This is a genomic window from Verrucomicrobia bacterium CG1_02_43_26 (assembly GCA_001872735.1).
GTDB lineage: Bacteria > Verrucomicrobiota > Verrucomicrobiia > Opitutales > CG1-02-43-26 > CG1-02-43-26.
In genome coordinates this window covers 73,430-87,242 of sequence record MNWT01000013.1, presented here as the reverse complement: position 1 = coordinate 87,242, position 13,813 = coordinate 73,430, and the positions used below count along the sequence as shown (strand labels likewise).

Below are 13,813 nucleotides of genomic sequence, written 5' to 3'. Positions count from 1 at the left end.
AAATAATTATGAACTGTAGAGTGTGTGATTCAACCAATCTAGAATTAGCAATCGATTTAGGCCAGCATCCTTGTTGTCTTCACTTTTTAACGCAAGAGGAAGTCGGAAAAGAGCCGTTCTACCCGCTTCGTCTTATGTTTTGCCATGATTGCGGAACAACCCAGCTGGATTACACCATTAAAAAAGAATTAATGTACAGTGATCACACTTACCTTTCTGGTGTCACGAAAATGCTGTCCGACCACTTTCAGACGGTTGCTGAAGAAGCGGATGAACTGTTTTGTAAAAACAAGGAACACAAATCGGTATTGGATATAGGCTCTAATGATGGCACACAATTGAAGCATTTTCAAAAGTTGGGATACGAAGTCCTTGGAGTCGAAGCCTCCAAAACAACCGCAAGAATCGCAAACGAAGCAGGCGTACCTACGTTGAATGATTTCTTTAATTTGGAGGTCGTTAAAAAGCTGAACAAAAAATTTGATATTATCAATGCAGCAGGCGTATTTTTTCACTTAGAGGAGTTGCACTCTGTTACTGAAGGCATACGGGAAGCATTGGCCGATGACGGTGTCTTTGTTGTCCAGTTCATGTACATCAAGTCCATCCTGGAAAATTTGGCATTCGACCAAATTTATCATGAGCATTTACTCTTTTATACACTCAAGACAATAGAGGTTCTCCTTCAACGCCACGGCCTTTCTATGTTTGATGCTCAGCTCTCATCGATTCACGGAGGGAGTATTATCGGTTACGTGACCCATAAATCTAGAAATCTTAAACCTTCCGAGCGTCTGGAAAGAATGCGTGCTATGGAGGATTTGGAGAAAACCAACGAGCTTGAGACATATTTGGATTTCGCCGAGCGGATCAAAGTGATGAAGGAATTTAATCTCCAATACCTCCGTGATGCTAAAAAGGCGGGAAAGAAGATATATGGCTTTGGTGCGCCAGTAAAAGGCAACACTATGCTAAATTACTTCGGCGTTGGTACTGAATACCTAGATTGTTTGGTCGAGAAAAATGAGCTTCGCCGTGGGCTATACTCTCCCGGAATGCACATTCCTATCGCCATTGAGAAGGAACTAACAGAGCTGCCTGACATATATTATGTTTTAGCTTGGAATTTCAAAAAGGAAATTTTAGCCAACAATAAGCAGCTGATCGAAAAAGGAGTAGAGTTCTATTTCCCAGTCGATCCGGTCGAAAAAACAATTAAATAATTGATGATGAATATATTAGTGACAGGGGCGACAGGGTTTTTAGGGTCTAATTTATGTAAAGAATTAGAAGTACGAGGACATAATGTCGTAAAGCTAGGGTCAAAGAATTGCGATCTAACAAAAGCAGATTCATTAAATGCTTTTAACGATACCAAATATGACCAGATTTTCCACTTGGCGGCCTGGACGCAAGCGGGAGATTTTTGCCTCCATCACCCTGGTGAGCAATGGATTATTAATCAGCTGATAAATACCCATGTCCTTATGTGGTGGAAAGAGCATCAGCCACAGGCCAAAATGATTGCGATTGGCACAAGTTGCGTGTACGACCCCGAGTTGCCGCTCTCAGAAGAATATTATTTAAAAGGCAAACCCATTGATAGTTTGTTCACCTACGGCATGACCAAAAAAATGCTCTACGTGGGCTTGCTTGCCCTGCACAAGCAATTTGGGCTCAATTACTTATACGTCATTCCCTCAACCCTCTATGGCGCGGGTTATCACACAGATGGCCGCCAAATGCATTTTATCTTCGATTTAATGCGTAAAATTATCCAAGGTAAAGAAAAGGGCGATACTGTAACGCTTTGGGGCGATGGTCACCAAAAAAGGGAGCTTGTTTTAGTCAACGACTTCGTTCGTATTTTATTGGAGCTCAACGAGAATACGTCAAACGACTTCTTTAATATTGGGGCAGGCGAAGAATATCCGATACGCCGATTTGCCGAGACAATTTCCGAAATCGTGGGTTACGACCACAACGAAATCGAATATGACACCCAAAAATACGTGGGCGCTAAAAGCAAGTGTCTTTCAGTTGAAAAAATTAAAAAAGCCCTCCCGGGTTATAAACTAACTCATTTAGATGAAGGCTTGAATCTAACCATTGATTGGTTTCAAAATGAGCTGCGAACCAGTTCTTTCTAGACCCTATCAAATAGTAGAAAAAAATCAGCATTGTAACTTAAGTTGGTTTTGTGTATTGACAAAATCAACCACGGAATCATTCTTGATTCTGAGTAGATCTATCGTTTGGTTTATGCTTTGTCAGTTTGGGTGTAGAATCCTTTTACAAGTCGTCTTGAATCAATCACTTTTTCCGTAAATGTCCAACGCTGTCATTCGCACCTGCAAGTATTTCGAGGCAATAATTTTAATATTGGCAGATAGATATACTATTATAGGGAAAGGGGTGACCTTGCTTCAGCAATCTCGAAAATCAAAATTTGCAAAGCAAGCAGGAATATTGTTCGTTTGTAATGTCCTTTCAAGGGGAATATCGTTTTTTGCTAATGCATATGCTGCACGTTGCCTAGGCGCATTTAACTTCGGAGTTTCTGGGGTGATTCAAAATATGGCTAAGCCTGCGTCACTGTTTGCTGATTTAGGGTTTGATAGTGTGGCAACACGAAAAATAGCAAGTGATGCTGATAAGGCGCTACAATTGACATCGCTTATAATAGGGATTCGAGTACTATTTACTCTTCTTATTGGGATTATTTGGTTAGTGGTTTGCTTCTGCTTATTTGAGGGAAGAGAGTTGATGATTTGGTCGATTTCTTCAATTCTTTTATTTAATGATGCTAGTTTTGGCGCATTGCGGTTGACATTTGCATATCAAGGACTGGAGCGGGTGCATATTCAAACAATAATTAGTACTTTAGGGAGCGTTCTTATTGCCGTTCTTTACTTTATTTATTTTCATCGTGATATGCCTATGGGGTCTGATCTACTGGTTTTAGTTTCAGTCAATAGTTTGGTAGTTTTTGCTTCTTGGGTTTATTTCTTTAAAAATATAGGAAGAATACATCTTTTTAATTTATCTTTTGCTAAAACGCTAGAATTGCTCAAAGAGTCATGGCCTTTTGGTTGGAATAATTTTGTTATGTTCCTGTATGGCGGATTTCAACTGCCTTTAATTGCATTTTTTATTGGAACAGAAGGTGCGGGAATATTTCGAGCTGCTTGGACAATGAGTAATGTGCTTCAGCTGTTATTTAATTCTATCAGTTTTTTATTAATACCACGTTTGACAAAATGGAGAGAGAGAGGGGCTGAGGTGCTAAAAACAAAGCAAACGCTTCTTGTTAAGCTATATTTGCTTATGGGGGTTCCGATTATCATTGTATTGGCATTATTTTCAGATTTGATTTTCAATCTCTTTTTAGGTCCTGCATTTCATGCGTCAAGTGGAATATTTAAGATACTCATAGTTGCTTGGCTTATTGCGTTTATTGCGCAAATATTTTCACTTTCTTTAATCGTCTTAAAGAAAGATAAGCATTTTGCTGTAATATCTACAGTAGGTGCGATAGTTTCGGTAGGCCTAAATTTAATTTTTTTACCGATTTTTGGGCTCTATGCAGCAGCAGTAGTGACTATTATTAACGAAACTTTTATTGGCTTTATATTTTACTATTTTTATCAGAAACATAAAAATGATCACAGCACTGCCTAGATGAAGAAAGTTAATTTTATATTTATTCAGCCTCATTTTCGAAAATTTGATGGCCATTACTTTGATTACATTTATAGCCTAAGCCAAAATCTTAATCAATCAACATTTGATGTCTCCGTCTACGGTGCTAGAGATGCGTTGCCGGAAATACAGTCTCAGTTTTCTTGCTTTATTCCTTTTTTTAGCGCTTTTGCGGCTAATAGTCCCTTGTCCTCTAATTCTGAAAAAGAGCCGAATACATCCCTACTTGCTAAATATAGAAGCAAAAGTTTTAAATTTTTGCGTAAATTTAGAAAAATATCCCACACTTTTTTATTTAAAGATATTACAGAATCCTTTTATTTTATGTGGGAGAGCATTCGTTTTGTAAGAGCGATAAAAAAGAAATTTGCAAAAACAGAATGCGTTTTTTTTGTAGATACTATTCAGTACTTTCGAATTTTGGGCTATGCATTTATTTATTTAATGATTAAAAGAGGGAAGGTTTTACAGGAAAGCCATTTTTTTCTTTTTTTGAGATTTTCTAATCACGGAGATCATCGTTTGGGAAGTATGTTATCAAGGTGGATTACGAAATTTGCAGTCAGAAGCCTTTTACGATGTTGCTCTACCGCCAATGTTACCCTATTCACAGATAGCGTGTTGCTGAAAAAAGAACAAGAGGACTTACTTAAGGTGCCCGTGCAGCTCCTTCCTATACCCGCATTCCGGAATAATAAGCACGGATCCATGTCTTGTTTCAAACAAAAAAACAATCTTCGCAAAGTAATTACTTATTGGGGGGGGAATAATGCTGTTAAAGGAAGTGAGTTCGTCTTTCGATTACTATGTTCTCAAAAACTTTCAGAAGCGAATGTTGAAGTGCATGCTCAATTTGATGCCCAGGAAATTGTAATGCTCAAAAAACAATTTGCACAAAATTGCTCGTTTTTAGAAAGGAACATTAATAATAAATATGTGAATTTTTTGCCTAAGAACATTCCTTCGGATCAGTATGATCGTATTATTGAACGCACGGATATTATGCTGCTGCCTTATCAAGGGAAGCACTATGCTAAATGCACATCGGGCATATTTACTGACTGTTTAGCTAATAATAAAGTTCCTGTTGCGTCCAGTGGCACCTGGATAGCATACGAGTTGGCTCAATTGAATTTGAATCAGCTGATTTTTGAATCGGGGTCCTATAGTTCTTTTGAAAAGAAGGTTTTGGACGTTGCCAATGATTATCATTCGTTTCAAAAGTCTGTTGATCAAATTTCTGATAATTGGAGGAAGTTTCATAACCCAAAATCTCTAGCAGACAATATTGTTAAGTTAGTGAGTTTTATTCCATAAGTTGATGATGTACTTGGTGTTTAAAAAGTGAAAAACTGCCAAAATGGACTAGCTTAATATTTGATTGCCTCAAGTAGTCCGGTTTTTTAATATATTTAACTATAATCTATATTAAGTAATTTATGCAGACATTTTCCCCTTGCGATATCAAGACTCCTTCAGGCTTATCTTTAGATGCCGTTCTTGATTTACCACATCGCCCGCGTCGCTTAAGGCAGAAAGCTGCCGTTCGAGCTCTTGTCGCAGAGACGTTTCTTCGTGCTGAAGATTTTGTTCAACCTTTTTTTATCATAGAGGGTAATGGCCCAAACGAAGCGGTCCCTTCCATGCCTGGCGTGGATCGTTTGACGATTAATACGCTCTTGCAAGAATGTGAGGCATGTTTAAAGCTGGGCATTCGTTCGATTGTAATTTTTCCTAAACTCGATGTTTCGCTAAAATCTCCTCTTGCTGAGGAAGCTTTAAATCCAGATACGCTTGTTTTACGCGCTGTTCGTGAGGTTAAAAAGAATTTTCCAGAGTTATTGTTGATGACGGATATAGCACTGGATCCTTACACGGTCCATGGCCATGATGGTATACTCAATGCCATGGGCGCAGATGTGGACAACGATCCTTCCGTGCATCTTTTAACTCAAATGGCCTTAAATCACGCGGAGGCAGGTGTGGATTTTGTTGCGCCTTCCGATATGATGGATGGTCGTATTGGTTCGATTAGATCAGGCTTGGATCGAGCTGGTTTTACAACAACTGGTATTATGGCTTATGCTGCAAAATACAATTCTGCTTACTACGGGCCGTTTAGGGATGCCGTAGGTTCTGCAAAAGCAGCGGGTACGAACAATTTAGATAAGCGCACCTATCAGATTAGCCCTGAAAACCGTAGACAAGCGTTGATAGAGGCGAGTTTAGATGAGGCAGAGGGTGCCGATATGCTGATGGTTAAGCCTGCGGGTATTTATTTGGACATTATTCGCGAGTTGCGGGATCGTACCGAGCTTCCCATAGCGGCTTATCAAGTTTCTGGAGAGTACGCTCAGATTCACGCTGCGGCAAGTTTGGGTTGGTTAGATTATGAAAAAGCTCGCGATGAATCCTTGATTGCCATTAAGCGAGCCGGTGCCGATATCATCTTCTCTTATTTTGCCAAACAGTTCGCGCAACAACTTTCAAAGAAATAACATAACAACAGTCCTATGCGTTCCAGAAAAAACCACTTCACTACCGATTGCTTTAAGCGTGTGTTTGACTACTCGCTTGCGCTGTTCTTGATGGTTATGCTCAGTCCATTGTTTCTTTTGGTCATAGTATTGCAGTTCTTTTTCTTTGGTAGACCACTTTTGTTCAAACAAATTCGGCCGGGCAAGGATGCTAAACCCTTTGCCATTATGAAGTTTAGGACTATGTCGTTGGAAAAAGATGCAGAAGGTAATTTGTTGCCAGATGCTCAGCGTCTTACCAAATGGGGGCGCTTTCTGCGTGCTTCTAGCTTGGATGAATTACCGCAATTGATTAATATCTTACGTGGCGAAATGAGTTTTATCGGTCCTCGCCCCTTGCTGATGTCGTTCTTGGAGCATTACAGTGATACTCAAATGAGAAGGCATGAAGTCCTCCCAGGCATTACTGGCTGGGCGCAAGTCAATGGTCGTAATAATTTGACTTGGGAAAAGCGTTTTGAACTTGATGTCGAATATGTCGATAACCGCTCCCTATTGTTTGATATTAAAATTCTCATCCTCACTGCGGTCAAGATTTTTAAACGAGATGGGATAGCATATACGGAGCCCATGTTTGATGGTTCTTCACATAATATTTCTAAATGATCACAACGATCGTCTTTGATTTAGATGACACCCTGTATCCCGAAAGACAATTCGCTTTAAGCGGGTTTCGTGCCGCAGATATTTTCCTGAAGCAGCAGCATAATATTAATAATTTTTTGCCTATTGCCGAAAGGGCATTTTTGTATGGATTGCGGGGTAACATATTCAACGTTGTCTTTGACAGCTTGGGCATTCGGGATTTATTCTTGCTTCAAGAGTGCATCGAGGTCTATCGCAAGCATAAGCCTCAGTTGACGTTATTTGATGAGGCTCAAAAAATTATCAAGCATTATCAAAAAACAAAAAACTTAGCCATCATCACCGATGGCTTAGCTTCTGTTCAACAATCCAAGATAACTGCGCTCCATTTAGGGGAGTATATTGAGCCTATTATATACACCGATTCATTAGGGGAGGGGTGCTCTAAGCCTCATCCGGCAGGATTTACGAAAGTAATGGATTTCTTTAAAACTTCGGGGCAAAATTGCGTATATATTGGGGATAATCCTTCCAAGGACTTTATTGGCGCAAAGCAACTTTCATGGAAAACTGTCCGCATTCGGCGCCCTAGGGGAGAACACGCCCACTTGCAAGTTGATCAAACGAAAGAAGCGGATATAACCATTTCCAATCTTCTAGAATTGGAAACAATTATACCCGCTTAGTGATTCAAAATTAGCGTACTTCGATACCTGTTTGAGGATCAACGATCTTATAATTTTCAATATGGTAGATCGGATCCGCCCTGAAGGATAGACGTACATTGTACTGTTTTTCAAGTTCAACGAGTAACTGCTCATCTTCTGTGCGTAAGCGCTCCAATACCATAGGGTGTAGCAGTATACGATAATGTATGGGTTGTTGTATATCGGCGCCGCGTCTTCTGGCTTGGCGTATTACGCTCACAAGCTTCCTTTGTATTTCGACACTCATTGTGCGGTCAGACTTTATGATACCTCGACCATGGCAATAAGGGCAGGCTTTATAGACACCGCTGCTGATGGACTCTTCATGGCGTTGACGGGTCATTTGCATGATTCCCAAAGGGGATATTTGAAGGATATGGCTTTTGGCCTTATCTGTGCTCATTTCTCTCCTCATGCGATCGTATACAACATTCCGATCACGCTTGTTCTTCATGTCAATGAAGTCGAGAATGATGAGGCCGCCGATATTTCTAAGCTTGATTTGGCGTGCGGACTCACGGGCAGCTTCTAAGTTCACGTTGACAATGAAATCCTTGCTGTCACGGGTAGACTCTTTATGTGATCCTGTGTTAACATCGATCGCTGTTAAGGCTTCCGTTTCTTCAATCACAATTTCGCCACCTGATGGCAAGGGAACGCGGCGCATAAACGTCTGTTCAATCTGACGTTCGATATTATAACGCTCAAATATTGGAATATTCTCATTAAACAAAAACACTTTGGATTTCGAGCGAGGAGATATCTGCTGAATGATATCAAACAATTCCTGTTGATCTTCTTTTGAATCCACTAAAATGCGGTCAATATCTTCTGTTAGAAAATCACGTACCGTGCGTTCCAGTATATTCGGTTCTTGATCCAACAACGTTGGCTCAGAAGTGGATTCCATTTTCTTTGCAATATTGTCCCACTTGTTGAGCAAGAGGTGCAAATCGCGTATAAAGTAACGCAATTTTTTGCCCTCACCAGCTGTACGGACGATCAAGCCCATGCCTTCTGGAAGGGTTAATGTGCGGATGATCTTCTTTAAGCGATCGCGCTCTCGCGGGTCCTCAATCTTTCTTGATATCCCGCACTGTCCGGAATAAGGAGTCAGTACAATAAAACGTCCTGGTAACGATATATTCGTTGTTGTCCTGGGACCCTTTGTGCCGATTTGCGTTTTTGTGATCTGAATAACGATCTCAGTTCCAATAGGATACAGGCGAGGAATGTCTTTTAGCGAGATTTTCTCTTTGCTACGCTTCTTCTGAGACTCCGATTGGTTTTCGCGGACGATTTCAATCGAACCATCTGCAACACTTGGCAAGATATCCCAATAGTGAAGAAACGCATTCTTGCTCTGGCCTATGTCCACAAAAGCAGCCTTAAGTCCCGGTTCTAGGTTTTGTATTTTACCCTTAAAGATAGCACCGACCATGCGTTCTTCATGGGCGCGTTCCACTTCGAATTTTTCCAAAACACCGTCTACCAATAACGCTACTCTGCGCTCTAAGGGCTCAGAGTTAATAATGATTTCGCGAAAAGGTTCACTTTTCCCTTTTAGCGCATTCGATATTTTTTGCAGCAAAGGTCTTTTTTTAGATCTTTCTCGAGCATCATGCCTAAGTTGCTGAGGCTCGATCGGTTCAGACATTTTTTCCTCAGGAGGTTGCTTGAGTTCTTCCTCGATTGAAGGAGAAATTTTTTCTGCGTTTTCAGTTTTTTTTATTTCATTTTTTTCCATTATAAGAGTCCCTTTCAACTATCATTGAAATGGTGCTCCTTTTATCAAAAGTTGTCTATTGTCACGTATATCAGGCTATTTTAATCATTCAGGTGTAATCTTTTCGAAAACGATAAATACTTTGAATGAGACCTTGAAGAAAACAACAACTTAGAATAAAAGAACCACCATAACTTAGGAATGGCAATGGTATGCCGGTAATCGGCATAATACCTATCGTCATTCCTACATTTACAAATATGTGTACCATAAATATGGTACTGATTCCTACGGCAAGTAACATCCCGAATCGGTCTCGTGCCATTCCGGCGATGCGTATGCCATTACCAACAAGTAAAAAGTAGAGGGTTAATACAAGCAATGCGCCTATAAATCCTTTTTCTTCTGCAAGTACCGAGAATATAAAATCATTTGGCGCAACGGATTGCGGCAAATATCCTAATTTTGCTTGAGTTCCTTTATTGTGGCCTTTGCCAAAAAGACCACCAGAACCAATTGCGATTAATGACTGCCTAAGGTTCCATGTCGTATCTGTCCCTTTGGGGTCGATCACCTGCGGTGCGACAAAGGACAATATACGGTTCCTCTGGTAATCCTTAAGCGGCAAAATTGCTTGTGCTTCATATGCTCCAGCGCTCTTTGAGGCTGAAAGCTTGTGCTCCGTTAAAAAGCTGCTATACCCATATATGTCCCATGAAACTAACCCAAGAATAAATAAAAATATCAAAAAGACGATTATGAAAAATCGCTTGGAAAGTTTAGATACATATAACAATGCAAACAGCATAGGTGGAAACACTAAAGTAGATCCTAGATCAGGTTGTAAAAAAATCAATAATATTGGTAGCAAAAATACGCAGCCTGTTTTGAATAAGGTTTTCAGAGAATCCGAAAAGCTCTTAATCTCTTCTCTCGCAAGAATACTGCAGGCAAGGATCAACGTCGCTATTTTTGTAGCCTCTGTTGGTTGTATCGAGAAAAATCTAAAATTTAACCAACGCAGAGATCCATAAACCTTCATTCCTAAAGGCGTCCAGAGGAGAAGTAGCACTAAAATTCCCACAGCATAGATGACGTGCGCATACTCCATGTATACCTTGTAATTGATCGTAGAGGCTATTACATAAACAATTAATCCTATGAATAACCAAAATAACTGCGTAAGCCATTGCCCACCAAGGCTATAGCTTTGTGCTGAATAAATGAAGCATACCCCGATCAATGCCAACACAACCATGATAAACGGAGAGACGAGGTCATAACGCTCAGATCCGGCTTTGTGCGTAAGCTGCCGGATTTTATGTAGAATAAATTGGATACTAAGCGTATGGTTCATTTCGTGGCTACATAGTATAGCTAAAAGGCTTTGCTGGTAAAGTAAAATCAAGCAGACAGCGATTTAAGCCAGCTTGCCCATGCATTTGGGCATGAAACGGCTGGGAATTACAAATTGCGAACAATAGATCGCGCCACACCTTGGATGACCAGCTCATTTGCTGGATGCAGGCTAGGGTAGTCCGGGTTTTCTGCCTTTAAGTAAGCCGGGCCCCCATTAGCATATATATAGCGCTTCAATGTTGTTTCTCCGTCAATGAGTGCCGCAACAATATCATTATTGTGGGGTTCTGTGGCTTCAAGGACAACAATGTCGCCCTCATAAATGCCGGCATCGATCATGCTCTCTCCGCGTACTTTAAGCGCGAATGATTTTTGACGGTTCCGTATACCAGAGGTTTCTATGTCCAGCTGCAAATTTCCGATCGCTCCACTGGATTCGACTCGATCGGGATATCCGGCCGCAATGCTGCCGTAAATCGGTATACTTAAAATGCTCTCTTCTTGAATCTCCCGCATGCTGTTCCACTTAGGTTGTTCCTCTTCCTGTACCGTGGTTGTGGCAGACGTTTCCACCTTAAACGCTCTTGCGTGCCCAGGTATTTTTGTGAGCATGCCCTTGTCCTGCAGTGCCTTAAGATGCCCCATCACAGCATTCGTGCTCTTGAATTTGAATTGTTTCTGCGTTTCTCGTATACTGGGCCAATAACCATTTTCTTGAAAATGCTTCTTTAGGTAATTCAGTATCTCTTGTTGGCGTTGGGTAAGCTCTTTCATAATCCCAGATTTACCTGTTCAATTGTTCACTGTCAAGCCGGTTTTTATTCCCCCTTCAAGTCGTGCAACATCTTCCTTTACAGGTAATTAATCAATTTTTACCCGCGATTTGATGGGTTTGGAGGAATAAGTATGTGTTGGGCTTTCTGGAGATGGATGGTTTTTAGTGGCTTTGATGGCTAATTAACGGCGACGCATCCAAGATATACTTATCCCTAAAATTAACACAACCGCAGGTAATATGCTCAATCCCATTCCGGTTCTCAAGAGATCTTGGCGGCTAAGGGTAAACTGGATATCTTCAATGGACTTAGGCGGAATGCTTAGAAGGCTTTCCCTGTCAAGCGTCCAGAGGACAGTGTTTGTGAAAAGGAGTTTGTTTCCTAATGTATTGAATCGGTTATTTGAGATGAAATCAGCATTACCAAAGGCAACTACGCGCCCTCCGGGGATGTTTATACCTAGCTCAGAATTAACCCGTCTTTCAGTCAATGCGGCAATGGATACAGGGCCTATTAGATCTGTACTGCTGTCAAACTTGATTGTGTCACTATCGAAATAGGCACGCTCACCCCAGCTTTCATCAGATGAAGCAATTAGAGTAATGGTAGATTGGCGCTCATCTAAAGGGGCTCCCGGGTGCGGGCGAGCAGGACGGCTTAGCCCAACAAGGATAGGGAGCTGGAAGTCGATTAAGGGTTTTGTAATAGAGTGCTCTGCATAGCGCCTGATGATCAAGTCTCCTTCTGCGGATTGGAAATCTTTCCCTGTGTCTATCACGAGCATATCATCTGAAAGAATTCCCCACTCATAGAGAAGCTCGTCCAGGCCATGGTTTTGTGCTGGATCCAGCAAGAAGATGGCACGCCCATTGTCTTCTTCCAAGTAATGACGAACCTTTTGTGCTTCTGATGCGAGTAGAGGCGATTGAGGCGAGGGGATGATAAGGCAGCTGGCATCTTCGGGGACATCGCTCCTGGTGCTGAGATCAATGGCTGCGACATCAAGATTCCTTTCTTGTAGGGAATGGTAGAGCTCGGATAGGCCGCGAAGAGGAGAGGTATCATCGATACGCATTTCACCATGGCCCGTCAGGAAATAAATTTTATCCTTACTACCGCTTGTTACCTCAAGGATTGCAGAGGTGATGGCCTGTTCACCCTTAAATCCTGTGATTTTACCACTTTCCACCTCATACAAATCACTTGGCAGGATCACTTGAAATTGCTTTCCGCTGGCTACGTAAACAACATTGTCTTTCTGCAAGCCAAAGCGCTGGTTGAGCTCCTCGGCCACCTTGCGCTGTTGATAAATATCTATATAATGAACTTTAAAAAAATCTGGATGAATGCTTTTGACTGCGAATTCATATTCACGAAGGATGTTGCTAACATCGTTATAAAGGGTAACTACCTCTTTTTGGTCTGACTGGCGAGGGATGGTAACATATACATCAATAGGCCCTTTTAATGCTTTTAAATAGGCGAGGGATTCGGCGCTTAACGAGTAGCGGTGGTTTTGAGTAAGGTCATGGCGAGTAAACTGCCTTGCCGCGATGATGTTGATTACCAAAATAAAAGTAATGGCGAAAATGATTTGAAGAGTACGATTAATGGCCCTGCTCCAGCCGGCTTGTTTGAATTCGTCTTTCATAAGAGTTAGAGCTTATCCTCAATGATTATGCTCGTGACACCGAGCGCAAATAGCCCATTGACGAGATAGAAAAAGATGGGACGGGAGTCAATAACGCCTCGGCTGAAATCTTCTAAATGCTGGAATGTTTGAAGATAATTAACGGCCTCGGGGAGATATGGGATCAATGAAAGATCCAAAAAGGGGAGGTCCAAGAAGAGCTTTCCCCCCACCATTAACAGAAAAAGAAAAGAAAAAGAAAGCATGCCGGCTACCAGTTGGCTTCGGGTAAGGCTACTTGCCAAAATTCCCAGGGATATGTAAAGAAAGCCACTGAGAGCGATAAAAGAATAGCCTCCAATGAGAGATGCTAGGTCAAAAAGTCGGTTCTCCGCCTTAAAGTAGGGGACGGCAAGCTGCGTAATGATCGGAAAACTGAGGGTAATGGCCCACAGCGCCATATAAAAGAAATAAGCGGCAAGAAATTTGCTAAGGACGATAGACCAAGCATTGATAGGAGTTGTTTTGAGTGTTTCCAGCGTGCCCGTTCTACGCTCATCGGCGATACTTTTCATGGTCAATAAGGGAACCATGAAAAACACAGGAAGCCAAAAGATTCTAAAAAATTCTGTTGAAGGAAAGTTGTCTTGAGGAGCGCTAGCGTATGATTCGAGGATCATGAGATAGAGGAATCCCATGAGGGCAAGGAAAAGTACGCCTGCTATATATGTTGAGACAGAGATCCCCAGCATTTTGATTTCGTGAAAGAATAGATGGAAAAAGGCACTCAT

12 protein-coding genes are annotated in these 13,813 nt (G+C 41.4%); 7 read left to right on the top strand and 5 right to left on the bottom strand.

Translation table 11 applies throughout. The features are described 5' to 3' along the window. Positions 1-8: 8 nt before the first annotated feature. The 7 genes from AUJ82_04600 (at position 9) to AUJ82_04570 (ending at position 7,510) form a co-directional block, all read left to right on the top strand. Positions 9-1,223 carry a methyltransferase gene (locus AUJ82_04600; protein ID OIO59835.1) on the top strand — a complete coding sequence of 405 codons (1,215 nt, stop codon included), beginning with the start codon at positions 9-11 and terminating at the stop codon, positions 1,221-1,223. A 6-nt stretch (positions 1,224-1,229) separates the two neighbouring features. Next, positions 1,230-2,150, top strand: coding sequence for a GDP-fucose synthetase (locus AUJ82_04595; GenBank protein OIO59900.1), 921 nt, complete (start codon positions 1,230-1,232; stop codon positions 2,148-2,150). A 178-nt stretch (positions 2,151-2,328) separates the two neighbouring features. Continuing rightward, positions 2,329-3,681, top strand: coding sequence for a hypothetical protein (locus tag AUJ82_04590; protein OIO59834.1), 1,353 nt, complete (start codon positions 2,329-2,331; stop codon positions 3,679-3,681). Beyond that, positions 3,682-5,019 (top strand): hypothetical protein, encoded by a 1,338-nt coding sequence (locus AUJ82_04585; GenBank protein OIO59833.1) that lies wholly within the window; start codon positions 3,682-3,684, stop codon positions 5,017-5,019. It abuts the gene before it with no gap. A 122-nt stretch (positions 5,020-5,141) separates the two neighbouring features. After that, a complete protein-coding gene (locus AUJ82_04580; GenBank protein OIO59832.1) occupies positions 5,142-6,200 on the top strand; it encodes a delta-aminolevulinic acid dehydratase in 1,059 nt (352 codons plus the stop codon). A 15-nt stretch (positions 6,201-6,215) separates the two neighbouring features. Further along, positions 6,216-6,845 (top strand): hypothetical protein, encoded by a 630-nt coding sequence (locus AUJ82_04575; GenBank protein ID OIO59831.1) that lies wholly within the window; start codon positions 6,216-6,218, stop codon positions 6,843-6,845. Further along, the gene (locus tag AUJ82_04570) at positions 6,842-7,510 is read left to right on the top strand and encodes a hypothetical protein (GenBank protein OIO59830.1); all 669 of its coding nucleotides are present in this window, start codon (positions 6,842-6,844) and stop codon (positions 7,508-7,510) included. The genes AUJ82_04575 and AUJ82_04570 overlap by 4 nt, the downstream gene beginning before the upstream one ends. 10 nt (positions 7,511-7,520) lie before the next feature. Here AUJ82_04570 and AUJ82_04565 read toward each other — a convergent pair whose 3' ends face one another. The 5 genes from AUJ82_04565 to AUJ82_04545 all read right to left on the bottom strand — a co-directional run bounded on the left by AUJ82_04565 (position 7,521) and on the right by AUJ82_04545 (position 13,813). Beyond that, on the bottom strand, positions 7,521-9,278 hold the full coding sequence (locus tag AUJ82_04565; GenBank protein ID OIO59829.1) for a ribonuclease E/G: 1,758 nt from the start codon (positions 9,276-9,278) through the stop codon (positions 7,521-7,523). Positions 9,279-9,366: 88 nt separating this feature from the next. Further along, a complete protein-coding gene (locus AUJ82_04560) occupies positions 9,367-10,596 on the bottom strand; it encodes a cell cycle protein (GenBank protein ID OIO59899.1) in 1,230 nt (409 codons plus the stop codon). A gap of 125 nt (positions 10,597-10,721) precedes the next feature. After that, positions 10,722-11,390 carry a repressor LexA gene (locus AUJ82_04555; protein OIO59828.1) on the bottom strand — a complete coding sequence of 223 codons (669 nt, stop codon included), beginning with the start codon at positions 11,388-11,390 and terminating at the stop codon, positions 10,722-10,724. 183 nt (positions 11,391-11,573) lie between these two features. Beyond that, complete coding sequence (locus AUJ82_04550; GenBank protein OIO59827.1) at positions 11,574-13,043, bottom strand: hypothetical protein; 1,470 nt, start codon at positions 13,041-13,043, stop codon at positions 11,574-11,576. 5 nt (positions 13,044-13,048) lie between these two features. Next, positions 13,049-13,813 (bottom strand): hypothetical protein, encoded by a 765-nt coding sequence (locus AUJ82_04545; GenBank protein ID OIO59826.1) that lies wholly within the window; start codon positions 13,811-13,813, stop codon positions 13,049-13,051.